Origin of the sequence: Thermococcus sp. 5-4 (genome assembly GCF_002197185.1) — an archaeon.
GTDB lineage: Archaea > Methanobacteriota_B > Thermococci > Thermococcales > Thermococcaceae > Thermococcus > Thermococcus radiotolerans.
This window is the reverse complement of record NZ_CP021848.1, coordinates 681,962-706,622: the sequence shown is the minus strand read 5'-3', so window position 1 is coordinate 706,622 and position 24,661 is coordinate 681,962. Positions and strand designations below refer to the sequence as shown.

The 24,661-nt window shown below is 56.0% G+C and carries 26 protein-coding genes; 13 read left to right on the top strand and 13 right to left on the bottom strand.

Features of this window, described 5'->3' with window-relative positions:
- Positions 1-27: 27 nt before the first annotated feature.
- Both CDI07_RS03940 and CDI07_RS03935 read left to right on the top strand, forming a co-directional pair.
- Entirely contained in the window at positions 28-843 is an 816-nt protein-coding gene (locus CDI07_RS03940; protein ID WP_088180367.1) for a 7-cyano-7-deazaguanine synthase, read from the top strand.
- Positions 818-1,828, top strand: coding sequence for an AIR synthase family protein (locus tag CDI07_RS03935; protein WP_088181535.1), 1,011 nt, complete (start codon positions 818-820; stop codon positions 1,826-1,828). The genes CDI07_RS03940 and CDI07_RS03935 overlap by 26 nt, the downstream gene beginning before the upstream one ends.
- On the opposite strand, the gene CDI07_RS03930 is transcribed toward CDI07_RS03935, so the two are convergent.
- The 4 genes from CDI07_RS03930 to pepQ all read right to left on the bottom strand — a co-directional run bounded on the left by CDI07_RS03930 (position 1,815) and on the right by pepQ (position 4,706).
- The gene (locus CDI07_RS03930) at positions 1,815-2,888 is read right to left on the bottom strand and encodes an mRNA surveillance protein pelota (protein ID WP_088180366.1); all 1,074 of its coding nucleotides are present in this window, start codon (positions 2,886-2,888) and stop codon (positions 1,815-1,817) included. The genes CDI07_RS03935 and CDI07_RS03930 overlap by 14 nt on opposite strands.
- A gap of 48 nt (positions 2,889-2,936) precedes the next feature.
- On the bottom strand, positions 2,937-3,350 hold the full coding sequence (locus CDI07_RS03925; RefSeq protein ID WP_145954972.1) for a hypothetical protein: 414 nt from the start codon (positions 3,348-3,350) through the stop codon (positions 2,937-2,939).
- A 5-nt stretch (positions 3,351-3,355) separates the two neighbouring features.
- Positions 3,356-3,562 carry a hypothetical protein gene (locus CDI07_RS03920; RefSeq protein WP_088180364.1) on the bottom strand — a complete coding sequence of 69 codons (207 nt, stop codon included), beginning with the start codon at positions 3,560-3,562 and terminating at the stop codon, positions 3,356-3,358.
- Positions 3,563-3,659: 97 nt separating this feature from the next.
- On the bottom strand, positions 3,660-4,706 hold the full coding sequence (gene pepQ / locus CDI07_RS03915; RefSeq protein WP_088180363.1) for a Xaa-Pro dipeptidase PepQ: 1,047 nt from the start codon (positions 4,704-4,706) through the stop codon (positions 3,660-3,662).
- A 106-nt stretch (positions 4,707-4,812) separates the two neighbouring features.
- Between pepQ and CDI07_RS03910 the strand changes: the two genes are divergently transcribed.
- Genes CDI07_RS03910 through CDI07_RS03895 form a run of 4 tightly spaced genes read left to right on the top strand, consistent with a single transcriptional unit; the run spans position 4,813 to position 8,115 of the window.
- Positions 4,813-5,481 carry an HAD family hydrolase gene (locus CDI07_RS03910; RefSeq protein WP_088180362.1) on the top strand — a complete coding sequence of 223 codons (669 nt, stop codon included), beginning with the start codon at positions 4,813-4,815 and terminating at the stop codon, positions 5,479-5,481.
- 41 nt (positions 5,482-5,522) lie between these two features.
- Complete coding sequence (locus CDI07_RS03905; RefSeq protein ID WP_088180361.1) at positions 5,523-5,789, top strand: 50S ribosomal protein L35ae; 267 nt, start codon at positions 5,523-5,525, stop codon at positions 5,787-5,789.
- A gap of 46 nt (positions 5,790-5,835) precedes the next feature.
- On the top strand, positions 5,836-6,972 hold the full coding sequence (locus tag CDI07_RS03900; RefSeq protein WP_088180360.1) for a tRNA (guanine(10)-N(2))-dimethyltransferase: 1,137 nt from the start codon (positions 5,836-5,838) through the stop codon (positions 6,970-6,972).
- 48 nt (positions 6,973-7,020) lie between these two features.
- Entirely contained in the window at positions 7,021-8,115 is a 1,095-nt protein-coding gene (locus CDI07_RS03895) for a VIT1/CCC1 transporter family protein (protein WP_088180359.1), read from the top strand.
- Positions 8,116-8,122: 7 nt separating this feature from the next.
- On the opposite strand, the gene CDI07_RS03890 is transcribed toward CDI07_RS03895, so the two are convergent.
- The 3 genes from CDI07_RS03890 to CDI07_RS03880 all read right to left on the bottom strand — a co-directional run bounded on the left by CDI07_RS03890 (position 8,123) and on the right by CDI07_RS03880 (position 10,028).
- The gene (locus CDI07_RS03890; protein ID WP_088180358.1) at positions 8,123-9,493 is read right to left on the bottom strand and encodes an MATE family efflux transporter; all 1,371 of its coding nucleotides are present in this window, start codon (positions 9,491-9,493) and stop codon (positions 8,123-8,125) included.
- Positions 9,494-9,583: 90 nt separating this feature from the next.
- Positions 9,584-9,772, bottom strand: a complete 189-nt coding sequence (locus CDI07_RS03885; protein ID WP_088180357.1) for a 50S ribosomal protein L37e — start codon at positions 9,770-9,772, stop codon at positions 9,584-9,586.
- 25 nt (positions 9,773-9,797) lie between these two features.
- Entirely contained in the window at positions 9,798-10,028 is a 231-nt protein-coding gene (locus CDI07_RS03880) for an LSm family protein (protein WP_088180356.1), read from the bottom strand.
- Positions 10,029-10,180: 152 nt separating this feature from the next.
- On the opposite strand from CDI07_RS03880, the gene CDI07_RS03875 reads away from it, so the two are divergent.
- From CDI07_RS03875 to CDI07_RS03860, 4 genes are all read left to right on the top strand, one after another.
- A complete protein-coding gene (locus CDI07_RS03875) occupies positions 10,181-12,472 on the top strand; it encodes an alpha-amylase family glycosyl hydrolase (RefSeq protein ID WP_088180355.1) in 2,292 nt (763 codons plus the stop codon).
- A gap of 100 nt (positions 12,473-12,572) precedes the next feature.
- Positions 12,573-14,285 (top strand): glycine--tRNA ligase, encoded by a 1,713-nt coding sequence (gene glyS / locus CDI07_RS03870; RefSeq protein WP_088180354.1) that lies wholly within the window; start codon positions 12,573-12,575, stop codon positions 14,283-14,285.
- A gap of 29 nt (positions 14,286-14,314) precedes the next feature.
- The gene (locus CDI07_RS03865) at positions 14,315-14,815 is read left to right on the top strand and encodes a DUF402 domain-containing protein (RefSeq protein WP_088180353.1); all 501 of its coding nucleotides are present in this window, start codon (positions 14,315-14,317) and stop codon (positions 14,813-14,815) included.
- Between the two features lies 1 nt (position 14,816).
- The gene (locus CDI07_RS03860) at positions 14,817-15,101 is read left to right on the top strand and encodes a DUF167 domain-containing protein (protein ID WP_088180352.1); all 285 of its coding nucleotides are present in this window, start codon (positions 14,817-14,819) and stop codon (positions 15,099-15,101) included.
- On the opposite strand, the gene CDI07_RS03855 is transcribed toward CDI07_RS03860, so the two are convergent.
- Together CDI07_RS03855 and CDI07_RS03850 are read right to left on the bottom strand one after the other, a co-directional pair.
- Positions 15,091-15,927: a PhzF family phenazine biosynthesis protein gene (locus tag CDI07_RS03855; protein WP_088180351.1), complete on the bottom strand. Its 837-nt coding sequence runs from the start codon at positions 15,925-15,927 to the stop codon at positions 15,091-15,093. The two genes, CDI07_RS03860 and CDI07_RS03855, sit on opposite strands and share 11 nt — an antisense overlap.
- A gap of 39 nt (positions 15,928-15,966) precedes the next feature.
- Positions 15,967-16,971: a phosphorylating glyceraldehyde-3-phosphate dehydrogenase gene (locus CDI07_RS03850; RefSeq protein WP_088180350.1), complete on the bottom strand. Its 1,005-nt coding sequence runs from the start codon at positions 16,969-16,971 to the stop codon at positions 15,967-15,969.
- Between the two features lie 157 nt (positions 16,972-17,128).
- On the opposite strand from CDI07_RS03850, the gene CDI07_RS03845 reads away from it, so the two are divergent.
- On the top strand, positions 17,129-17,887 hold the full coding sequence (locus CDI07_RS03845; protein WP_088180349.1) for a molybdopterin-binding protein: 759 nt from the start codon (positions 17,129-17,131) through the stop codon (positions 17,885-17,887).
- A gap of 65 nt (positions 17,888-17,952) precedes the next feature.
- Positions 17,953-18,780 (top strand): translation initiation factor IF-2B subunit alpha, encoded by an 828-nt coding sequence (locus CDI07_RS03840; protein ID WP_088180348.1) that lies wholly within the window; start codon positions 17,953-17,955, stop codon positions 18,778-18,780.
- Positions 18,781-18,803: 23 nt separating this feature from the next.
- Here the strand turns inward: CDI07_RS03840 and CDI07_RS03835 are convergent, their stop codons facing one another.
- Positions 18,804-21,362 (bottom strand): DUF4350 domain-containing protein, encoded by a 2,559-nt coding sequence (locus CDI07_RS03835; protein WP_226996607.1) that lies wholly within the window; start codon positions 21,360-21,362, stop codon positions 18,804-18,806.
- A gap of 25 nt (positions 21,363-21,387) precedes the next feature.
- Entirely contained in the window at positions 21,388-21,582 is a 195-nt protein-coding gene (locus tag CDI07_RS10215; RefSeq protein ID WP_226996606.1) for a hypothetical protein, read from the bottom strand.
- A 70-nt stretch (positions 21,583-21,652) separates the two neighbouring features.
- Between CDI07_RS10215 and CDI07_RS03830 the strand changes: the two genes are divergently transcribed.
- Positions 21,653-22,168 carry a cob(I)yrinic acid a,c-diamide adenosyltransferase gene (locus CDI07_RS03830; RefSeq protein WP_088180346.1) on the top strand — a complete coding sequence of 172 codons (516 nt, stop codon included), beginning with the start codon at positions 21,653-21,655 and terminating at the stop codon, positions 22,166-22,168.
- 4 nt (positions 22,169-22,172) lie between these two features.
- Here the strand turns inward: CDI07_RS03830 and CDI07_RS03825 are convergent, their stop codons facing one another.
- Positions 22,173-23,399 carry an MFS transporter gene (locus CDI07_RS03825; protein WP_088180345.1) on the bottom strand — a complete coding sequence of 409 codons (1,227 nt, stop codon included), beginning with the start codon at positions 23,397-23,399 and terminating at the stop codon, positions 22,173-22,175.
- Complete coding sequence (locus tag CDI07_RS03820) at positions 23,396-24,643, bottom strand: MFS transporter (protein WP_088180344.1); 1,248 nt, start codon at positions 24,641-24,643, stop codon at positions 23,396-23,398. Before CDI07_RS03820 ends, CDI07_RS03825 begins: the two co-directional genes overlap by 4 nt.
- Between the last annotated feature and the right edge of the window lie 18 nt (positions 24,644-24,661).

Below are 24,661 nucleotides of genomic sequence, written 5' to 3'. Positions count from 1 at the left end.
TTTAAGCCTCCCCAATTATTTTTTTCTATGATAACCGAGGCGGTCAGGGAAGTCAGGGAATTCTCAAGACGGGCCGGTATTGACAAGAAACGGATTCTCGTCCTCTTTTCGGGCGGGAAGGATTCAAGCTTAACCCTGTACCTCCTGAGGAAGGCGGGCCTCAACGTATCGGCGCTGACGTTCTTCCACAGGTGGAGCTGGAAGGAGCCGCTGAGGTGGGCCATGGGGTTCACCAGGGAGCTTGGAGTGGAGCACTACCTCGTGGACATCACGGACGGTCTCCTCAGGGAGGTCGCCGGGAGGAAAGGGCCTGTATGCATCAACTGCAAGAAGGTCATGCTCTGGAACGCCAAGTGGTTTGCCCTCAACAACGGCTTTGATGTGCTGGCCAAGGGCGACAACGCCAACGACAAGATAATCGGCGCCCTCCTCGACCAGTGTGAGGGTGACATTAGGCTCTGCGGACTTCCGAAGATGGGGATTCCATTCTTCCGCCCGCTCATAAAGTACACCGCGGAAGAGGTCGAGGCGCTCGCCGAAGAGGCTGGAATAAGGCCGTACCGCATGTACGAGCACTCGCGGAGGAGGCAGTGGCGTGAGGGCTGTCCCCTCCAGTACATTGACAGGGAGGAGATAGTAACGCCCGCACTGATGGATTTGGCCTACCGGGTCAACGTTGAGGTGAGCAGGCTAGCGAGAAAGAGGAGGGTTCGCATGAGCGTTCGCGTGCCGAGTTTCGAGGTCATGTGCTGGGGCTGCGACGGGGAAATCCTCCGAGAGGTGAGGGAGATTATCTCGAAGTTTGGAGGGGATGAAGGTGAAGCTTCCACTCGGAAAACTTAGAAACGATGTCCTGAGGGACGTTGTGTTCCCCAACCTGGGAGTGGAGGACATGAGGGTGGTGTACGGACCCAGGGAGGGGTTTGACTCGGCGGTTCTCGAATACGACTGCGACCACTACCTGGTGGTTGCCACCGACCCCACCCTCGGCGTCCCTGAGGAGACATTCGGGTTCTTCTCGTACCACTTCGCGGCCAGCGACGTGGCCGTTTTCGGGGCGAGGCCGCGGTGGCTGGTAGTTGACATCCTCCTTCCACAGGGGAGCGAGAGGGCTTTTGTTGAGAAGGCGATGCGTGACTTGAACGCCGAATGCAGGAAGTACGGGAGCTCGATAATCGGGGGACACAGCGGTGTTTACCCAACAATAACCGAGCCGACTTCAACGACCACCGCCATGGGACTGGTGAAGAGGGACGAACTGAAACTTCCGCTGGCGAAACCGGGCGACAGGATAGTGGTCACGGGCAAGGTTGGCCTTGAGTTCGCCGTTTCCGCTGCATATTTCCGCGAGAAGGAACTGAGAAAGCTCCTGAGCTTCAGGGAGATAGCCAGACTCAAGAGGTCCTTCAGGTTTGAAACCGTCGTTCCGGATGCCCTCACGGCGAAGCCTTCCGTGAGGGGCATGCACGATGCCACCGAGGGTGGTTTAACCGCTCTCCACGAAATAGCCGACAACTCTGGGGTCGGATTCAGGGTCTACCCCGAGAGACTTCAGCTCGACCCTATGGTGAGGAAGGTTCTCGATTTCTACGGCCTCGATCCATGGAGCATCTCCTCAACCGGCACGCTGATAGCGATAGTTCCCCCGGAGAACGTCGGTTCCTTAATTACCGAATTCAACAAAAATGGAATTATTGCGTTCGAGCTGGGCGAGTTCACCGCAGATAAAAAGCGTCTCTTAATCGAAAACGGGGAAGAGAAGGAGTTCCCAACGTTTAAGAGCGACCCCTACGTGGAGCTTTACGGGGATGGGTTCACTTCACCCTGAACCTCAGCAGCGCCGCCAGACCGCCCAGAGCCTTCAGCTTGTCGCCTCCCTCGTGCTCGGAGCTGACCACAACGACCTCGCCCCTCGAATAGCGAACCGCGTCCATGAGCTCCTCTATCTTATCCCTGTGCTCGCCCTTCAGGAGCTCGTCGAGAACCAAGAGCGTCTCAACAGCTCCATAATTCACGGCCTCTTCGACCTCTTTAAGACCGTAAGCGGCCAGACCGTTGTTCCTCGCCACGTTCTCAAGCACCTTCTCGACGAGCTGGACTTCCTTGGCCACGCGATTCTCGTGGTAGACCTTGTCAACCGTTCCGCGCCGTATGACCTCGTAGATGCCCGTCCTCCCGGTCACGCTCGTGTCCTCGATTACCACCTTCTTTGCCAGCTCGGGGTAGTTCTCGCGCAGGAACTTGTAGAATTCCTCCTTGACGAAGCCCGGGCCTGCAACTATAGCTCTCTCTATACTCTCGCGGTTGATTATCTCATCCATGCTCTTCGCCACGTCGTGGAAGAACTTCTTCTCCTCGCTCTCGCGGTTGGTGTTGTAGCGCTTCCCGCCGAGGTTGTAGCGTATCCCCTTGAGTATCTCGACGCCGTACTCCCTGATTATCGCCATGTCCGCCTCGCCGTCGTCTATAACGACTATCATGACCCTTGCCCTCTTGGAAGCCTCAACGGCCTCCTTGAGGCGCTCGATGTGGTGCTCCTTCCAGCGGGGCTTCTGGATCGTGACCACCGTCCCCTCCTCGATGGCTATCGTGTGGTACTTGCCTAGGGGAACGTCGTCCCTGCTGGCGTACACTATCGGGCCGGTAACGCGGACCTGGTTGGCGAACTTGTGGAAGTTTATCTTCTCGGCCTTGACTCCGAGGAAGACCGGAATTACCTCGACCTTCTCAGCCCTCAGCGAGTCCGAGCGCTGGGCCTGCTTTCTGAGGGTTTTCGCGTAAACGGTGTCGCCGGGGTCTATGATGTGGTAGAGGTGCCAGAGGTCATCTAGCGTCTCGGCCTTGACCTTTATCTTGCCCTCCTTGACGTCCTGGTGGATTATCTGCACCTTCTCACCCCTTCCGGAGTACGGGCGACGGTTTAAAAACCTGCCACATCACATGAAGCCCTTCATCATCCTCAGGGTGTCGGGATGGTACTTAATCTCAATGTGCTTCATCCCGAAAGCGTTCATGAGAAGGGAGTTTGCCTTCGCCCCCATTAGCATGACCTCATTCCCACGGTATTTTATAATGGCCGTCTTGCCCTGGGAGGCCAGGTCTTCGGCGTAGAGCTTCATCTCATTCATCATCTTCATCTTTTCCTTCATGCCGCCCTTTCCGGATCCCATTATGGGTGAGAGGGCATCCATCAGCTTTTTCATTTTCTTTGGATCGTGAATGTCGATTATAATCTCGTCCCGAGTTAGTATGAAAGAGTCGTCTCCCACGGCTATCGTGACTGAGCCGCAGCAGATAGCGTTCTGAAAGCCGAGGGCTATTCTAAAGAGGGAATGGAGGTCCATACCCACCGCGCTCACTCCTCTTGGATGGGCTTAATCCTGAATCTAACCTCGCCATCCATCCTAAAGTCTTTGAAGCTCATCCGCACCTCGTTCTCGCGCAGAATCTGGATGATAACCTCAATAAGCCCCATTCCTGTCTTGGAACTGGGTATTGCCGCCAGATCCAAGCCGACGGTCTCGACCTTCTTCATGTCCCCTTCTATGTCGCCGACCACCATGATACCACCCCGGGTAGGTTTTCCAAAGTTTTCCTAAGAAAAACTACGCGGAGGTGCTTTTAAAAGTTACTGAGTGTTAGAAAAAGATTGGAAGGACTCAGATGAGCTCCCTCTCGGTCTTGGTGAGTCTCAGTGCACCGTCCTCCGTTATGAGCACGGTGTCCTCTATCCTGACGCCGCCGAACTTGGGAAGGTATATCCCGGGCTCGATTGTGATGACCATTCCCGGCTTGAGAACCGTCTCGTCCTGCTGGCTCACGCCCGGCCACTCGTGAATCTCCAGACCGACGCCGTGTCCCGTGGAGTGTATGAAGTAGTCGCCGTAGCCGTACTCCTTGATGACGTCCCTGACGATGGTGTCCAGCTCTTTGGCGGTCATTCCAGGCCGCGCCGCCTCGACTCCCTTCTTTTGGGCCTCGAGGACCGCCTCGTAGATGTCCCTCTGCTTCTCGTTGGGGGAACCGACGACTATCGTTCTGGTCATGTCGGAGTGGTAGTGTCTGTAAAGCGCTCCCTCGTCAATGACGACCAGGTCCCCCTTCTCTATCCTCTTGTCGCTCGCTACCCCATGAGGCAGTGCGGCGCGCCAGCCACTGGCTATTATCGTGTCGAAGGCGGGCTTTTCCGCCCCGTTCATCTTCATGACGTACTCCATCCGGGCTGCTATCTCCCTCTCGCGCTTGCCCTCGCTTATCTCCTCCAGGGCCGCCATCATCGCCATGTCCGCTATCTCGCAGGCGGCCTTTATGACCTCGATTTCCTCGGGGGTCTTAACTATCCTGAGCTCTTTGATGACGTCGTCAACCACAACGAAGTCCTCGACGCCGAGCTTTTCCCGGTAGGCCTGAACGGATGAATAGCTTATCCTGCCCTCTATTCCAAGGCGCCTGAGGCCGAATTCCTTGAGCTTCTCGTAGAGTTCGCCTCCTCTCTTGAACTTGTCAACCGGAACGCGGGAGGTTTCACGCGCCTCCTCGTACTCCAGCTCGGGAACAAGGAAGATGGCATCGTCCGGGGTTACAAGCAACGAACCCCCGAGGACGGGCGAACTTCCCGTGAAGTAAAAGAGGTTCGGCTTTGATGTGATTAGAACCCCATCGAGTTCCTTTTCGGCTATGAAATCTTTGAGCTTTTCAATCCTCATTCGACAACCACCCGTTCCCTGTAATCCCGCCGAGAATAAAACCCTTTCGGGCAACCCACTGGTCGAGCCGGAAAAAGTTATAACCCCGTCGGTGATACATTATGGCATGGTGACGTACCTCTTCGACTTCGATGGAACCCTCGTTGACAGCACCGAGGCCGTTGAGAAGGCCCTCCGCATAGCCATCGAGAAGACCGTGCCGGCGGTTATAGAGAGTGACCTCTACGACGACTACTACAAGGCCCTGTTCCTCTTCATCAAGGGGAAGCTGACTTACCAGTACCTGGGGGTCATACACGAGCTGGTGGCGCAGGGAACGATACACGAGTACTACAAGCTCATGCCGCGATACATCAAGGACTTTCCCCACGCGAGGAGGGTTATCCGACAGCTCAGGGCGCGGGGGAGGCGCGTAATAAGCTTCTCCGGCGAGCACACCTATCCAGGCGGAAAGGTCATCTTCATGAAGAAGACGAACTGGTACGATGAGTTTGATGAGGTGATAACCTTCAGGGGCACGAAGGACATGCTCAAGAAGTTCCAGACCCTGAGGGAGTTCTATCCGGATGAGCCCTTCGTCTGGGTGGACGACAGCCCGAGCAGGTTCACGTACATACTGGACGAAAACACGCTCCTCGTTCAGAAGGCCTCCCCCTACAAGAGCGACGTTGCACTGCTCTTCGAGAGGCAGAACTTCCTGAAGATAAGGAGCATTAGGGAAGTGCTGGAGATAGACGACGGGCTCTCCGCCTTCGCCGAAGGGGATAAAGCTTAAAAACACCGCCGGGCGAACCCTCTCTGGTGGAGGTGGGGACGATGGCCAGGGGAAAGGCTCTCGTCCTTGCCTACGCCGGGACCAAGGAGCACCAGGACAACCACCACATGATTCTAAAGCCCCTCGGCATCGACGACAGGAGCGCTGCTTCGATGCTCATAGGCAGGAGGGTCGTCTGGAGGACGCCGACCGGCAGGAAAATGTACGGTAAAATCCTCAGGACCCACGGCAACAGGGGCGAGGTTAAGGCCTACTTCAAGCCAGGCCTGCCGGGACAGGCGGTCGGTGACTACGTCGAGATTCTCTGAGCGCAACCCTTTAAACCTCCCAACCTTTTCTTTCTCCGGTGAGAGGATGGAGTTCGTTGAGGTGCGCGAGGGTCTTGCAAGAATCCTTGTCCCGAAGGCGGAGAGGATATACGACGCTCCCGTCTTCTACAACCCGGTCATGGCATTAAATCGGGATATAAGCGTCCTGGCCGTGGGAGTGCTCAAACCGCGGACCGTTCTCGATGCCCTCTCTGCCACTGGAATCCGAGGCATCCGCTACGCCCTCGAAACCCCCGTCGAGGAGGTCTGGCTCAACGACATAAACGAAGAGGCCTTCAACCTGATTCTGAGAAACGTCCGGCTGAATCTCGGCGTCGATGGGGAAAGGATAGGCGAGAAGAGGCTCTCATTCGAGGGAGAAAAGAAGGTTATAGCCAACCTCGACGACGCCAACAGGATCATGGCCGAGAAGTTCCGCTACTTCGACTTCCTCGACCTTGACCCCTTCGGCTCCCCGGTGGAGTTCCTCGACACCGCCCTGAGGAGCGTCAGGAGAAGGGGAGTTTTAGCAGTCACCGCCACTGACACTGGCGTCCTCTGCGGCGCCTACCGGCACGCCTGCCGCAGGAAATACCTGGCGGAGCCGATAAGGGGCGAGCTCTGCCACGAGGCAGGCTTGAGGATTCTCATCGGAACCGTTGTCAGGTACGCAGCCAAATACGACCTCGGCGTCGAGGTTCTCCTTGCCTACTACCGCGACCACTATTTCAGGGCCTTTTTGAGGCTCAAGAGCGGCGCGAGGAAGGCCGACGGGAGCATTGAACGGCTCGGCTACCTGTGGCAGGATGAAAACGGCAAGTTCGGGTACGAGAACTCCTTCCTGCCCAAAAGACCGGCCGCATACGGCCCCCTCTGGCTCGGTCCGCTGAAGAACCAGGAGTTCGCTGACGAGGTGCTGAAGCTGGCCAATGAGTACTCCCTCGCCCACAAGAAGACGCTTCCGTTCCTCGAAACCATCTCCGAGGAGCTCGACGTTCCCTTCCACTACGACACCCACGCTCTAGCTAGAAGGAACAACCTCCAGGTCGGGAAGCTCGTGGAGATAATCGAGATTCTCCGTGGGAAAGGCTACTCCGCAACGAGAACACATTTCTCCCCAATGGCCGTTAAGACGGACGCGCCCTTCGAGGAGGTGCTGGAGGCGCTGAGGAGCCTTCAATGACCGACATCCATTTAACCTAGGCCGCCGTTCTTTCCAGGGGGTGAGGGAATGGACGAGATGCTGGAACTAGCGAGGGGATTTTATAAGGACGAGTACGCCGATTCGGTTCTCTACGCCCAGCTGGCCAAGATAGAGAAGGACGAGGAGATAAGGAAGGAATTTCTGAGACTCTCGAATATCGAGTCAAAGCATGCCAAGTTCTGGCACGACTTCATAAAGCGGCACGAGGGAGAGGTCCCAAAGCCTTCGGTTAAGAGGCTCACGATCTTCAGCGTCAAGCTCCTCAGGAGACTCCTTGGGCCGGGCTCGGTCGCTTCACTCCTTGAGATGGGCGAGAACAGTGCGATACAAAAGTACTTCAAGTACCTCACAACCTACGCGGACAGGTTCAGCGAGGATGAGCTGAGGGAGATAAAGGACGTCATCCTGGACGAGCTGGAGCACGAGAAGTTCTTCTACGAGAGCAAAGAGCGCTTCCACGTCGAGAACACCCGCGACCTCGTTCTGGGCATGAACGACGGGCTGGTTGAAATCCTCGGTGCCGTCACGGGTCTTTCCGCTGTGTATCCGAGCAACCCGCAGCTCGTTGGAATAAGCGGCCTCATAGTCGGCGTAGCCGGTGCGCTCTCGATGGCTATAGGCACCTTCGTCTCGGTCCGCTCCCAGAGGCAGATTAAGGAATCCATCCGCGACAGGATGGAGGTCCTCTTCAGGGTTTCGCCGGAAAGGGCAGCCGAAGAGCTCGTGGAGAAGCTCGTCGAGGGAGGAATGCCCGAGGAGGTTGCGAGAGAGGTCGCAAAGGAACTCGCAGACAACAGCGATGCGATAATGCAGCTCCTCCTTCCGGAGGCGGAGGAGAACGAGATAAGGGCAGCACTCTACACGGGTCTCTCGTACCTCGTTGGCGTTGCATTTCCGGTCACGCCGTACTTCCTCGCCTCCAGCTCGCTGACGGCCCTTCCCTTCTCGATACTGCTGGCTGGCTCGGCCCTGGCGATAGTGGCGACCCTGATATCGCTCCTCTCCGGAATCTCGATCAGAAAGAAGGTCGCGGAGATGGTGGCAACCGGCCTGGGTGCGGCATTCCTGAGCTATCTCTTCGGTCGTCTCATGGAGGCTCTCTTCAACGTCTCGGCGCTTTGATCCGTTTTTACACCTTCACGTATTTCCATTTTCCTCTCTTGAACGCCCACCAGAAGAAGGCCGCCGTGGTGAACGTTTCGAGGCTCATCGCTATCCACGCGGCTACGACGCCCAGTCCCTCAAAGTGTATTGGGCCGATTGTAAAGCCGAAGCCGAGAAGGTAAGCCGGAACTATGCGGAAGAGGAGCTTGCTAGTGGCGGTGATGTACATCGGAGTCTTGGTGTCTCCCGCCCCCCTCAGTGCACCGCCGAGGACGAAGAGCCAGCCGAGGGGAATCTCGCTTATGCCCACGATTATCAGGTAGATGCTGGCGAGGTGAAGAACCTCACCGTAGTTCGGGTCGCTTGGGTTTATGAAGGGCATGACGAGGTAGCGCGGGAAGACTATCAGGATGACCGCCATGACGCTCATGAAGAGGCCCACCATCTTCAGAGCCTCGTAGACGGTGCGTTCCGCCTTCTCAGGGTTCCCCTCCCCGAGCCCCTGGCCAACCAGGGCGGAGGTTGCGACGTTGAAGCCGAAGGCGGGCATGTAGGCTATGCTCTCAACGCGCAGTCCTATCTGGTGCGCCGCCAGGGCGAGGGTTCCGAAGCGGGTCACGATACTCATGTAGAGAAGGTTGTAGAAGCTGAATATACCGCGCTCGACCATCGTGGGAACTCCCACGCGGAGGATTCTCTTCGCCATGTCGAGATGGAAGCTCCAGCTGGGCCTAAACCTGAGGACGAGCCTCCCGCTCCAGAGGAGGTAGAGGCCGATGAGGAACGAGGTCGTTATGCCCAACCCTGAGGCCCAGGCGGCACCGACCGGGCCGAGTTCGGGGAAGCCGAGCTTCCCGAAGATGAGGAGGTAGTCAAAGACCGCGTTGACTATGTTCATCAAAATGCCCAGCTTCATGGGGGTTCTCGTGTCTCCCGCTCCCCTGAGAGCGGCGAAGGCCGTGAAGCCAGCGAACCTTATCGGATAGAACGCGAAGATTACCTTGATGTACTCATAACCCAAGGCAACGACGTCGGGTTTTGCCCCCATTATCCGCAGGATGTCATCCCCCAGGAACCAGCCGAAGAACATAACCGGAATTCCGAGGAGGAATGCCAGGTAGAGGCTCTGTTCCAGCGCGAGAGTGGCGTTGGCATCGTCCTTCGCTCCAACGAACCTCGCCACCAGCGCGAGTGTTCCTGTTGCAACCGCCGCCATTATGGGCATCATGAACCAGCTCACCTGGCCTCCAAGGCCGACGGCGGCCAAAGCCAAAGCGCCGAGCTGTCCGACCATCATCATGTCCACTAGGTTGAGAAGCGTCTGGGATATGTTGCCCATTATCGCGGGCCAGGCGAGCTTCCAGAGGCGGCGCTGATCCTTGTTGAGGCGAATCATTAAGACGTCCCTCTAAACGATGAAGTGGCTGTAGAAGTTAATAAGGATTGTGGTCTGAGAAGGACTCAAATCAAAGGAAAAGAAAAGGGTTCAGAGGAGGTTCCTCTTCTTCTTCCACTTGTGGGACCAGCTGTACTTCCTCATGCGCCTGCTTCTGCCGAAGCCGCAAGCGGCGCAGTAGCCCTTCTTGATGTTGTAGGCGCGCCTTCCGCAGCGCCTGCACTTAATGTGAGTTGGAGTGTGGTTCCTCCTGCCCTTCGGTGCAGTCCCGCTTCCCATGCTATCACCCCTCTAAGGTCTCACTTCACTCAATCTCGACAGGGGAAATGGCCAGAACGTTGTCTCCCCTGATGACGATTTTACCGTACTTCTTAACGACCTCGCCGTCCTGAATGAGGGCAGCATCGGCGAGGACGACGTTCAGGTGGATGTCGTAACCAATGAGCTTACCCCTGAACTCGGAACCCCTCTTCAGGAGCACGAGCACGTCCTTGTCGAGCGACCTGTGAATAACATCGAGTGGTCTTTCCGCCATTTTCACGCACCTCCAAATAATCAAAGCTCGTAACGATAACGAGGGAAACGGTTTATAACTCTTTCCCTGCGCTTTTCGGCGAGGTTCCAAGGAACACTTCTTTGAAGAAAACCATATAACCATATATCACCAAGGGTGACTATGGTGGTTTCATGAGGAGAATCAGTTTACTGCTTACGGTACTACTTCTAACGGCCTTTGTGAGTGGCTGCATCTCGGAAGGAACTCAGAGCCCAGAAGGCACGAATTCCACGACAATGCCCACAACAACCACGCCCCCGGCGTTCACTTCGACATCAACTTATTCCTCGCCTGGGCGGGGAGATCTCGAACTGCCGGAGGGCAACTACACCGCAATCTATACAGGCCTCGGCAGGTCATGTCCAACCGGAAGGGTTCCCGTCAGGTTTGTTTATAATCCGGGAAATGAGACGGTAAAGTCGGTCAGCCTCCGCGGGAGTTTCAATAACTGGGCCGAGTGGCCAATGAAGGAAGAGAACGGGACTTGGAGCACAACGGTCTGCCTCAGGGCAGGGAAGTACGAGTACAAGTACTTCATCAACGGCCAGTGGGTCAAGGACATGTCGGATGATGGCACCGGAAGACCTTATGACCCCTACGCTGACGGCTACGCCGATGATGGTTACGGCGGGAAGAACGCGGTCAGAATCGTGGAGGGGAAGGCGAGCTTTTACGTGGAGTTCGATCCAGGGGATCCGGCATATCTGAGCGTTGCCGACAACCGGACGGTTGTGAGGTTCGAAGCAAAGAGGAACGCCGTAAGCTCGGCCGTCCTTGTTACCGACAGGGGAAACTACACCATGACGCTCCGGCTCTGGTGGGACTCAGGGGAGATGTGGCGGGGAGAGATACCGTTCGTCGAGCCGGTGAGGTACTACATCGTCATAAATTCCGCCGATGGCGAGAGGTTTGCCGTGCTGAACACGAGCGAGAGCCCGTTCTTCAGCTTCGACGGTATTGACAAGTTTCCTCAGCTGGAATGGGTGAGCAATGGGATAGCGTACCAGATATTCCCCGATAGATTCAACAACGGGAACGAAAGCAACGACGCATTTGCGCTTGACCACGACGAGCTTCTCCTCAATCAGGTCAACCCTGGAAGACCCATACTCTCCAACTGGAGCGACCAGATAACTCCCCTCCACTGCTGCCACCAGTACTTCGGCGGGGACATAGATGGAATAACCGAGAAGCTCGACTACCTGCAGAGCCTCGGCGTCACGATAATCTACCTCAATCCCATCTTCCTCTCGGGAAGCGTCCACGGCTACGACACCTACGACTATTACAGACTGGACCCGAAGTTCGGAACGGAGGAAGACCTCAGGGAGTTCCTCGATGAGGCGCACAGGCGCGGCATAAGGGTCATCTTCGACTTCGTGCCCAACCATTGTGGGATTGGCAACCCCGCATTCCTCGACGTCTGGAAGAACGGAGAGAAGAGCCCCTACTGGCACTGGTTCCTCATCAAGCAGTGGCCCTTCAAGCTGGGCGATGGGGATGCATACGTCGGCTGGTGGGGGATTGGCAGTTTGCCGAAGCTCAACACAACCAACCCCGAGGTGAGGGAGTACCTTATCGGCGCGGCACTGTACTGGCTGGACTTCGGATTCGACGGCATAAGGGTTGACGTTCCCAACGAGGTTCTCGATCCTGCGACGTTCTTCCCAGAGCTGAGGGAGAGGGCGAAGGAGAAGCATCCCGACGCCTACATCATCGGCGAGATATGGACGCTCTCACCTGAGTGGGTTCGGGGAGACCGCTTTGACTCGCTCATGAACTACGCCCTCGGAAGGGATATACTCCTGAACTACGCGAAGGGCCTGCTGAGCGGAGAGGCGGCGATGAAGATGATGGGCAGGTACTACGCGTCTTATGGGGAAAACGTTGCTGCAATGGGCTTCAATCTCGTTGATTCCCACGACACATCGAGGGTTCTCACCGATCTCGGCGGTGGCTCCCTCGGGGACGAGCCCACCAACGAATCAATCAGGCGCCTCAAACTTCTCTCGACGCTTCTCTACACCCTTCCCGGGACTCCGGTAACATTCCAGGGCGATGAGAGGGGGCTGCTAGGCGACAAGAACCATTACGACGAGCAGCGCTATCCGATACAGTGGGGTCAAGTGAACGAGGATGTACTGGATCACTACAGGGCGCTGGCGGAGCTCAGGGAGAGCGTTCCTGCACTGAGGAGCAGTGCCATAAGGTTCTACACTGCCAAAGGCGGCACGATGGCGTTCTTCAGGGGACACAACGATGAAGTTCTCGTTGTGGTAAACAGCTGGAAAAAGCCCGCCGAGCTTCGGCTTCCACCCGGAGAATGGAACGTGGTCTGGCCTAAGAACTACACGGTATCCGGTCCGGTGTCAGGTACCATTGAGGTGCCGTCGGTTAGCGTCATCGTGCTGGAGAGGGGCTAACCCCTCTCCGAAACCTTCATCGTTTCAACCTGCACTCTGACGATTTCCGTCCCAAAAGCTTTTTATGAAATGGCCTTACTCCAGTTTCAGGTGGTGAGTGATGGGAGAGAGGCCCGATAAGTACGAGGTTCTTCAGGACTTGATGAGGAGAAGAGGCTTTGCCTGGGGCAGCTTTGAAATCTACGGTGGTGCGAGGGGTTTTTACGATTACGGTCCTCTTGGAGCGACGATAAAGAGAAAAATCGAACAGAAGATACGCGAGGCCTTCCAGAGGGAGGGCTTCTTTGAGCTTGAAACGCCAGACATCACGCCGGAGAAGGTCTTCATAGCGAGCGGTCACGTTGACAAGTTCGTTGACCCGCTGGTCGAGTGTAAGAAGTGCGGGGCAAGGTTTAGGGCCGACCACCTCGTCGAGGAGGCCCTCGGCATCGACACGGAGGGCATGAGCGCCGAGCACCTCACCCAGCTCATCCGCGAGCACGATATCCGCTGCCCGGAGTGCGGAGGCGAGCTTTCCGAGGTCTGGTACTTCAACCTCATGTTCGAGACTAAAATCGGCCCCTACGGCGACCAGAAGGGCTACCTGAGGCCTGAAACGGCCCAGGGCATTTTCGTGAACTTCAGACGCCTCAACGCTTTCGCGAGGAACAAGCTTCCCTTCGGTGTCTTCCAGATTGGAAAAGCATACCGCAACGAGATTTCACCTAGACAGGGAATGCTCCGCCTGAGGGAGTTCACACAGGCAGAGGCGGAGATATTCTTCAACCCTAAGGAGACCGAACATCCCCACTTCGACGAGGTCAAGGACGAGGTTCTGCGCCTCTACCCAATAGAGAACCAGCTCAAGAACCTCGGAATAATCGAAATGACTGCGGAGGAGGCCGTTAAGAACGGCTACGTTCTGAACACCTTCTTCGCCTACTACATGGTCATGGTCAAGAGAACTCTCCTCGACATCGGCATTCCCGAGAAGGCCATACGCTTCCGCCAGCAGCTGCCCGAGGAAAGGGCACACTACTCAAGCGACACCTGGGACGTCGAGATACACAGCGAGCGCTTCGGATGGGTGGAGTGCGTCGGCATAGCCTACCGCGGCGACTACGACCTCAGCAAGCACATGAAGATGAGCGGGGCAGATTTAACCGTTCTCATCCACTACGACGAGCCCAAGATAGTCAAACGCCTCAAAGTGAGCCTCAACATGAAGCGCGTCGGGCCTAAGCTGAAGAAGGACGCCAAGAGGATAAACGACCTCATTCAGGGCTGGGACGAAGAGAAGCTGAGGAACCTGGTTGAAGTCCTTGAGAAGGACGGCAAAATCACCATCGAGGGCTACGAGCTGGAGAAGGATGACTTTATCATCAAGGAAGTGGAGGAGAAGATAACTGGCGAGAAGATAGTGCCCCACGTCCTTGAGCCGAGCTTTGGAATAGACAGGCCGTTCTACCTGCTCCTTGAGAACAGCCTTGTCATCGAGGAGGACAGAACCTACCTCAAACTGAAGAAGGACATGGCACCGATTGAGGTCGCGGTTCTTCCGCTCGTCGCCAAGGAGCCTCTGAAGAGCATAGCCTACGATGTATTCAGGACCCTTCAGAAGGCAGGCTTCATAGCGGTCTACGACGAGAAGGACACCGTCGGCAGGCGCTACATGCGCTACGACGAGATAGGCACCCCCTACTGCGTCACCATAGACAACCAGACACCCGAAGACAACACCGTTACGATCCGCGACCGCGACACGAGGGAGCAGGTGAGGGTGAAGATCGAAGAGCTGCCCGAGAAGCTCAGGGAGCTTATTTTTGGGGAGTAGTTCCCCACCAACTCCTTTTGGTGTCCGTGATGAAAATCCACCTCCTCTACCACCGCCTTCCGAACAGGCTTCTTGAGCGTGATGATGAGGTAGTCGCTGATTTGGGCGAGGTTATAGTCGCCAAATCCCGCTTCGAGGGCATGCTCGCTCCCCTCAGGGTGAACGGCGTTGAAGTCATCAAAAACGGCTACCGCATGCTCTATTTCGCCTTCATCGGGGAGAACTACGACATTCTGAAGGTCTATGACGAAAACGGTGAGTTCAAGGGGCTTTACATCGATGTCCTGGCCTATACGAAGCGCGATGGGAGCACCCTTGAAATGCTGGACCTCTTCCTTGACATCTTCGTCTTTCCGAGCGGGGAGGCCTTCCTCCTCGACGAGGAGGAGCTTGAGATGGCATTGAACTACGGCGTGATTGACAGGGAGACCTTTGACTTCGCCTACCGCGTTGCTAGGGAGATCCTCGAAAGGATTAAGCGAAAGGAGTTTCCGCCCGATATTGTGTGGGAGTACGAATGGAGGGATTGACGTGAAGTTCCTGAAAGAGACTAAGGACGGAACGCTGCTCCTAGTCTACGTCCAGCCGAAGGCCAAGAAGAACGAAATCGACGGGATAGACGAGTGGCGCGGAAGGCTGAAGGTCAAGATAAAGGCCCCGCCGGTTGAGGGGAAGGCGAACAAAGAACTCGTGAAGTTCCTCTCAAAGCTCCTTAAGGCGGAGGTTGAGCTCGTCAGGGGAGAGACTAGCAGGGAGAAGGATTTGCTTGTTAGGGAATTGAACCCGAAAGATATAAAGGAGAGGCTTAAACTTTGAAAAACAACCTGCCCTCAAGGCTTATCGTCGCCTCTCCACCGACCCAAGGCCTTTCACCTTCAAACTCAACGTAGACTCTGCCCTCACGCCCCAGCGCGTGCCCCTGCTCGAAGATGTATCTATCCTTCACAAGCTTCCCTGTGAGCCTCAGATAGCCCGCGAGAATTCCACTGGCCGTTCCGGTAACCGGGTCTTCAGGGACTCCGACGGCCGGGGCAAAGAACCTCCCCGCGGCGTCGAACCGAGAATCGAGGGTGTAAACGTAGACCCCTATCACACCGTTCTCCCTGGAGAACTTCGCGAGTCTCGCCATGTCGGGCTCAAGGTTCATCAGCTCTTCAAACGTTGGAATTCCAACGATGCCCTCAGGAGTTCCCGTCGTCATTGCCAACGCTGGACCGACCAAGTTTTCCGTGCCGAGAATTCCCTTCAGTGCCTCAATATCAAGCTCCCCAATTACCTCCGGCTTCAGCTGCTTGAGCCACACCCTTCCGTTCTTGATGAGAACGTCAATCTCCCCGGCCTTGGAGAACATCTTGTTGGTTCCCTCACTCGCCAGACCAAGACGCCAGAGCAGGTAGAACGTCGCAACCGTGGCGTGGCCGCAGAGGGGAATCTCATCTCCCGGGGTGAAAAATCTCACCCGAAAGCCGTCCCTCTCCGGCCAGACGAAAGCTGTTTCAGAGAGGTTAAGCTCCCCTGCAATGGCTAGCATTGTTTCCCTGTCGAGCTCAGGACAGTCGAGAACAACGGCTGCAGGATTTCCCTTAAGCGGTATGTCGGTAAATGCATCCACCTTAAATGTCCTGCACTCCACATCGTTCACCGGAAAAAGTAGGGGGAGAAATGTAAAAGGCTTGCGGCCTCACTTCAAAATCCCGAGACTCTCGTTGGTCTTCCTTATGCTCTCCCACTTGCCAGCGAGCTCGAACATGGCCCTTATCGCGTCGATGTTCTCCGGAACAACGTCGCTCTCCTGGTGGACCGCCTGGATGTAGAAGAGCCTGTTCCCCCTCACGCTGATGCTCTCCTTCCAGACGGCAATCTCGTACAGATTGTTCCACTCACGGTGCAGGTCGCGGGCGAACTCTATGAGCTGAGCCGTGCTGTCAAATCCCTTCTCCTTCTCGAAGAGAAGAACCCTCGTCGTGCTCTCGAAGATGTTCACAACGTCCTTGGCTTCAATCGGCTTCTTCAGCTCGACCATGATGCTGTGGACGTGCATGAGCGTGGTCGGAACGACGAAGGCTGAGGTCTCGATGTTAATTGGGATGACAGTCTGGACGTCAGGGCCATGGTGAGACGGAACCGTCACGCTCGGCGTTATGGCATTGACCGGGCCGCGCTTGGCGTCGTTCGGGTCAGCCGCACGGCGAATCATGACGGCGTAAACGTAGTCGATGTACTCCCCAATCGCCGAGAGGGTTCTGGTAAGGCCCGTCGTATTGCATGAGACGACGCGGACGTAGTCCTTTCCTAGAGCTTTCTCATAGTTGACCTGGGCCACGAAGGAGACCTCCGCGGTGGTTGCCTTCTCGCCGCCCTGGAAAATCGCCTTAACGCCGGCCTTCTCGTAGAGGGCCTTGTTCTTAGCGCCCATCCCTCCAGGGGTGGCGTCAACGATGACATCAACCTCATTGAGAAGGTCACTGAGAGTTCCGGCGACCTCAAAGCCTACCTTCTCGAACCTCGGCAGGAACTCCTCGCTAGCGGCATAGACCGGGATTCCGAGCTCCTTCGCACGATACGCTTCAAAGTCCGGCTTCGTCTTGGTGACGCCTATGAGCTTCATATCGTTCTGCTTTGTGACCGCGTAGGCGACGCGCTTTCCTATCGTCCCGTAACCGTTAACTCCAACCTTCACTCTCATGCTACCACCGGAGAATTTTACCGCGATAAAATACTTAAACGTTGTTTTCACTCCTGGTGAAAACTGCCGTTAAGGGAGCCCTATTTTTACATTTTTGTGCAAAGGGCTTCCGCTGGGGTTATAAGCCAGTCTGCCGGATAGTCTACCGGTGGTTGAGATGTTCGCCGAGATACTCACGATAGGCGACGAACTGCTCACGGGAAACACCGTGGACAGCAACTCCGCCTTTATTGCCCAGAGGCTCACCGAGAAGGGTTACTGGGTGAGGAGGAAGACAACCGTTGGCGACGACGTGGAGGAAATCAAGACCGCCGTTCAGGAAATCCTCGCGAGGAAGCCGGAGGTTCTTATCATCTCCGGCGGCCTTGGGCCTACTCACGACGATGTTACAATGCTGGCCGTTGCCGAAGCCCTGGGTAGAAAGTTCGTCCTCTGCGAGCCGTGCCTTGAGAGGATCAGGGAGTTCTACCGCGAGCTCTACGAGAGGGGCCTGATAGACGACCCCGAGCTCAACGAGGGGAGAAAGAAGATGGCCTACCTGCCGGAGGGCGCGGAGCCACTTGAGAACACCGAAGGGGCCGCCCCGGGAGCGTACATCGAACACGAAGGGGTAAAGATATTCGTCCTTCCCGGAATGCCGCGCGAGATGAAGGCCATGCTTGAGCGGGAAGTTCTGCCGAGGCTCGGCGAGAGGAAGTTCATCCAGAGGAAGCTGCTGGCTGAGATAACCGACGAGAGCAAGCTGGCGCCGATTCTAATCGAGGCACTCAAAAGATTCCATGTGAGGATACACTCATCGCCGAAGGGCTTCGGCAGGTACATCGGCATCATAATCTTTGGGGAGAGCGAGGAGGAGATAGAGAGGGCCAAGGCCTTCATGGAGGAGCGGGGGGTTCGCTTCGAGGAGGGCTGGTAGCGAAACGCTGATAAGGGAAAAGGCGAATTAACTGCGTTCCGTGCCAATAACGCAAGGTGTTGCCCATGCTTCCTGCCGAGGTTCGTTCAATCATTGAGGAGATGAGGGCTGAGAGGATCAGGGGCGCCAGCTGGCTGGCCAGAAGGGGCGCCGAGGCGTACCTCGTCCTTTCAGAACTCCTTGAGGGAGAAGAGCTTGAGAGCGCCCTGAGGGAGATGAAGAGGGAAATCCCGGCCGTCAACGGCACGATGGCCTCGCTCTACAACCTCACGAGATTCATTCCGATAACCGGAGATCCCGACGTGGTGAGAACGAAGGCCGAGGAGTTCATCAGGCTCGGGGAAGAGGCGAAGCGCGAGATAGGCAACATCGGGAGCGAGCTGATAGACGAAAACGAGGTTGTAATCACACACTCATTCTCCTCGGCAGTTCTTGAGATATTCAAGGCCGCGTGGAGGAAGGGGAAGCACTTCAGGGTCATCCTAACCGAGAGTGCGCCTGACTACGAGGGAATAGCCCTCGCGAGGGAGCTCGATTCCATCGGGGTCCCATTCAATGTGATAACGGACGCCCAGCTCGGCCTTTTCGCAAGGAAGGCTACCCTTGCCCTGGTCGGTGCCGACAACGTTACCCGCGACGGGGCCGCGGTGAACAAGGCCGGAACCTACCTCCTCGCCCTCGCCTGCCACGACAACGGCGTTCCCTTCTATGTCGCCGCCGAGAGCTTCAAGCTCCATCCAGAGCTGAGCTCGGGTGAGGTTGAAATCGTCGAGAGGCCCTACGTGAGGCAGGGTTACCGGGTCAGGAACATGCTCTTCGACGTTACTCCCTGGCGGTACGTCAGGGGCATCATAACGGAGTTTGGGATTCTGGTGCCTCCGAAGGAAATCTGAGAGAAAAGTGGGGAAAGAAAGGCTCACTCCTGGTGAGCCAGCCAGAGGAGGACTCCCTTGACGAACGGCCAGTTGGTGTTGATGTAGTTGCCGTAGTAGGCGTCGCTTATGGCCTTGCTTGAACCGTAGGCCACTATTCTGCCCTGGCCAACCTCGACGGCGGCAGCGATAATTGGCTTGGAGCCCTTCTCGTAGATGACGTTTCCGTCCTTGTCCTCTGAATACGAGGTCTCGTATCCTCTTATGAGCCAGGCCACGCCTCCGCTCACGCTGAGTGTGTCGCCACTGTAGTACATCTGGTGGTCGGCGGTGAGGAACTTCATCGCCGGGTGGTCGAGGTTGTAGATGCCAACGAGCGGGAACCATGCCCTTCCAGTGTTTACGTCGTCGTCCATCAGCTCGTCGTTGTTGAACTCGATTCCGTACTTGGCAACGACTCTGTTGAGGCTCTTGTAGTAGACGTGGTTGTAATAGTTCTCGCCAAGGATGAAGAGACCGCCGCCGTTCTCGACGAACTGCTGTATCGCCTGCGCCTCCTCGTCGGTTATGTCCTGGCTTGGGTTGGTAATTATGAGCACGTCGTAGTCCTTGAGCTTATCGTAGGTTATCGGGTCGAGGTTGACATCGACTATCCAGCCGAACTCGCTCTTTATGTTATCAATCAGGGTTGACATTCCGCTGGTGTCCGTCTTCGTCGGGTTGTAGTACTGCCCGTGGGATGCGTCAATGAGAACCTTGGTTATGTGGATCGTTACGTTTGTTGATGGGGTAACGTTGGTCTGGTTTGTGGGGGTCTCGTTGCCCGGTGCCGTTTCGTTGCCGGGAGCGGGTGGGTGGCAGATTGGTTCAACCTGCTCGTAGGTTCTCTGGAGAATTGGGAGTACAAATTCAATCTCCCTGAGAACGTCCCTGCTCATCATCGCGGCCTTTCTTATGTGCACCATGACAGGGTAGTAGTATGCGCTCCGGTAGGGGTTCTGCTGAACGAGCAGGCCCTTGAGGGTGTCGTAGAGAGCGTACTCCTTCTGGATCTCGCCCATGGTGGCGTTTATCCACTCCACTTTGGATTCGAGGTCGCCGAGGTTGACGCCACAGGAGGTGAGCTCCCCAACGACCCACGTGAGGTTCTCGTACAGCGGTGTTATGTTAGCCATCTCCTTGTTGTAGAGCCTCTCATAGTAGGGAGTGAGACCGTAGGATATCTTGTACGGGTTGGGTGCAACGTAAACAGTGTACTGCTTCTCGTCAACCAGCTGGCCGCTCCCGTCAAAAACCTGGACTTTGATGGTGATGTCCCCGCTGGAAGCCGGGATGTAAGTAAACTCATAAACCTCCGAACCCGAAGCGGGAATAATCTTTGAGAGGCTTCCAACCTCGCTATCCATACTGAAGAGCTTTACGGTGACGTTATCCTCAAGCTCGCCGTTGTTGTAGACCTTGACGGTAACGTGCTTTGGAATTCCCGCGATAATGGGCTTTTGGAAGTTCACGGAGTCGATACCTATGGACGGTATGTAGGGTTCGATGTCGCTGGAATCCCTCGGCTCTATCTTGAAGTTCCCGTAGGAGTACCACACAATGCCCCTGATGTAGATGTATCTGAAGTGGTCCGGGGAGTACTTGTAGAACTTGTCATCAATTCTAACCGGACCGCTTCCATCGTCCACGGACCATTCGCCGTAACCGAGGTCCGGATCGACCACCTTGACGTCTCTAATCTCGACGAGAACGCCCTCCCATTTCTCCTGGGAGACGTTGCCCGTTGGCAGGACAACTGGGGATGGAACTTCCTCAGTTCCCAGCACATCTACTGCCCTCTGGTCCTCAGGGGTGTCGGCATAGTTAAGCTCTGTGAAGCCGTGGTACTCTTCGACCATAGCCTGAACGCTAACGTAGTCCCCAACCTCAACAGAGGGGGTGCTCTTGGTGTAGACCCATACGCCGCTCCAGGGGCCGGAGCCGTTCTGAATCGCAAAGCCGTAGGATGCGACGAAGGTAACAACGCCGGTTGTTTTGACGATCTGGCCAGCGTATGGCGAGGAAGAAGTCCCACCCTGGATCTCCTGGATGGATACCGTTGGAACCTCAGGGGGTAAGCCAATATCATCCGCGTCCCTCGGTTCAATTTTGAAGTTTCTATACGAATAGTACACGACTCCGATGATGTATTCGAGCTCCTGGCCGTTTGAGGGGGTGTACGAATACATCAAGTCATCCACTCTAACCGCACCGCTTCCGTCGTCAACTTCCCATTCACCGTTACCCAAGTCAGGATTGGTAACAACTACATTTTCAACCTTCACAAGGACACTTTCCCACTGCTCCTGGGCAACATCCCCGGTTTTCAAAACTACAGGCTCGGGAACATCGGAGGTTCCAATGACGATAACATTCTCAGGATCGGCGGATATCTCGGTAAGACCGTAGAACTCCTTAACGGTTCCCGTGACCCTAACATAATCCCCTCTCTGAACAGAGGGAGCTTCTCCGAGATAAACGTAGATACCACTCCAAGGTCCAGTTCCATTCTGGATGAAAAAGCCTTTAGAAGCCACTGCGGTAACAACACCCTCTGTTCTCACTATGTCTCCCACATAAGGAGAACTGTCAGTTTGTCCTTGGATTTCCTGGATCGAAAGCGTTGGCAGTGCTGCACTGGCGGGTTTTATCGCCCATCCCGGTACCAAACTCAAAACCAAAATCAGTGCTATTATCAGAGCCCATCTTTTCATGTAGACCACCCAAAAAAGAAGGGCATTGATGTATAAATAAGTTTTTCCACAAATCGTTCGTTCCAGTCATCACCTTTGGTGTTCATCAACGCCCATAAAGGCTAAAAAGCGTGGGGATACTAGTTAAAGGGGTGGTCAAAATGTCCATCACTACAAAAACAGGGGATAAGGGTCTAACCGGTCTCTTCACCGGCGACCGCGTGGCGAAGTGCTCGCCGATAATGGAAGCCAACGGAAACATAGACGAGCTCGACAGCTTCCTGGGAGAGGCCAAGCACTACGTTCCGGGGGAGATGGCCGAGATTCTCGAGAGGATACAGGTTCACCTCTACGACCTGATGGCGGAGATAGCGAGCAAGGGGAAGTACGCGAAGGTTGGCAATGAGGAGGTTGAATGGCTTGAGGGGCTTATTCATAAATATGAAGAGGAAGTCCAGCTCCGAGCCTTCGTTCTTCCGGGTTCAACCATCGCGAGCGCCAAGCTCGACGTCTGTCGTGCGGTGACCAGGAGAACTGAGAGGAGCGTTGCGAGACTCGTTCTCGACTACGGCTTTGGCCAGAACGCTCTCGTCTACCTAAACAGGCTCAGCGATCTGCTCTTTATAATGGCGAGGGCGATAGAGAGGAGGGAGGGGAAGCTGAAGGAGGTCAAGTAACCCCCTAAGATCCCTCCGCTTCCCCCAACAGCACTCCAGAGTAGCGGATCCAGTAATACACAACCACAACCGCCATCCCGAGCCAGAGAACGAAGGTGACCTGCCACGCAGGGTAGCGGTCGAGCAGGGGGCCGATGAGGGCGAGGCCGAGGGGACCCGAGATGTTCATCAAAACTATGAGGGCCGACATGACCCTGCCCCTCAGTTCAGTGGGGATCGCCCTCTGGATTTTTGAGTTGAGGGGCACGTTAACGAAGGCCTCAACCGCTCCCCACGCCGCTCCAATGGCCGCTAGAGCCACGAACGCCTGCTCCCTGTTGAGGCTGGCGAAGGGGCTGATGACCCACATGAAGGCCAGAATCATCAAGCCGCTGATGAACAGGGCGATGAAGAGGAACTTGCCTGCCTTCTTCCCGACTTTCACGGCTATGAGTAGGTTCCCCAAGAGCATGCCGCCCATGAAGAAGCTCTCAAGCAGCCCGAACTGTTGACTGGAAAACTTGAGAACCTCCCTGAAGGCGTAGGGCATTACAACCGCCCCAAAGGGCTGACCCAGTGCGGCCATAAAGAGGGCAAATGTCATTATCGTCATTAAATACCTGTTGGAGCGGAGAAAATGCAGGCCCTCCTTTATGTCCCTTATGACTTGGGAAGCGCTCTCAAGCTCCCGGGTCTTCCATTCGTAGTGTATCATGACCTCAAACAGGCCGGAACCGAAAAAGCTTACCGCATTCACAAGAAGGGCCAGTGCAATGCCCCCAATGGCATAGATTACACCCCCAATGGCGGGGCCAATGAGGCGGGCCAGTATGTTGGAGGAGCCTGCTATGGAGTTGGCCCGCTCGAGCTCGTCAGGTTCGACAAGGTCCGGGAACATCGCGTTCGTTGCCGCACCAAAGAAGGCACTCATCGTGCCCATTATTACCTGCACCACGAGGAGCTGGTAGATACCGAGGAGGTGGAATGCGAGAACTCCAAACAGAAGAACGCCTCTCGCCAGATCAAAGCCAACCATGAGCCATTTCCTGTTGTACCGGTCTCCGATAACGCCTGCGAAGGGCATCACGATGAGGATGGGAATCATCTCGGCCAGAACGAAGAGCGTCATCATGCCTCCGCTGTGAGTCTGGTCAAGGACGTAGAGGGGCAGTGCAACGTCCTGCACCGCCCAGCCGAGCTGACTTATGAAGCGGCCGATCGCAAAGAGCCAGAAGTTCCTGTTGAGGCTCACGGCACCACCTCCGCGTTTTCTGAGCCGATGTTTATAACGGTTTCCCTAAAGCGGAGGTAATAATACAGGGTTATCATTACGCTCGGGACGGTGAGGGCGAGGATTATCACCGTTGTTCCCGCGACGTCGATGAGGGGCCCAACGAGGGCCATGCCCAGAGGGGTCGTTGCCATCATCACCGTCTCAAAAGCCGTGAAAAATCTGGAGCGGACCTCATCTGGGACTGCCTTCTGGAGCTTCGTGAAGAGCGGGATGTTAACCAGGGTGTTGAAGAGTCCTATCAGGCCGATTATCCCAAGCAGAGATGGATAGGCCAGTTCTCCAAGGATGGAGCGCGTCACGAAGGCAAGGCCCGTCAGGCAGAGGAGCTGGGCAAACAGCGCTCCGAAGAGGAAGTCCTCTGATCTCTCGCCGAGCTTCAATGCGATGAGCATGTTCCCGGCCAGCGCCCCTAGGGTCGCCGCCGTCTCGACGCTGCCGAACTTGACGGCGGAGAGGCCCAGTTCAATCCTGGCAAGGTAGGGAAGGACCACCGCGAACACCGGGTTGAGGAGGGTGTTGAGCAGTATCCCAAAGCTCACGAGCACCATGAGGTTCTTTGAGCTCTTCATGAAGCGGAAGCCTTCGAGCATGTCGTCCCAGACCTCGTGGAGGCTTGAGAGCTCCCGCGTTTCCCTGCGGTATTCGATCAGGATTTCAAACAGTCCCGAGCCAAAGAAGCTCACAGCGTTCACCAGAAGGGCCAGTTTGATTCCGCCGAGGGCGTAGATTAGCCCGCCGAGGATGGGGCCGAGTATCCTCAGTATCTGGCCACCGCTCTGCAGTATCGAGTTCGCCCTCGCAAGCTGCTCCCTCTCCACCAGATCGGGAAACATCCCGACTATGCCGGCCGAGAAGAACGCCCCCATAACGCTCATCGCCATCTGAATGACCAGGAGCTGGTATATTCCCAGCAGATTGGATCCTATGACTGCGAAGAGGAGGACTCCCCTCGCTATATCGAGGCCGTACATGAGCTTCTTCCTGTCGTAGCGGTCACCGATAACCCCTGCTATCGGGTTCACGAGCAACCTCGGAATTAGCTCGGCCATTATGAAGAGGCTCATCATCGCCCCGCTGCCGGTCTGGTCGAGCACGTAGAGCGGAACGGCAACATCCTGCACGACCCATCCGGCCTGTGATATCCACCTGCCCACGGTGTAGAGCCAGAAGTTCCGGCCCATCCCCCGGAAATTCTCGAACATCCCCGCTAACCCCCGTGC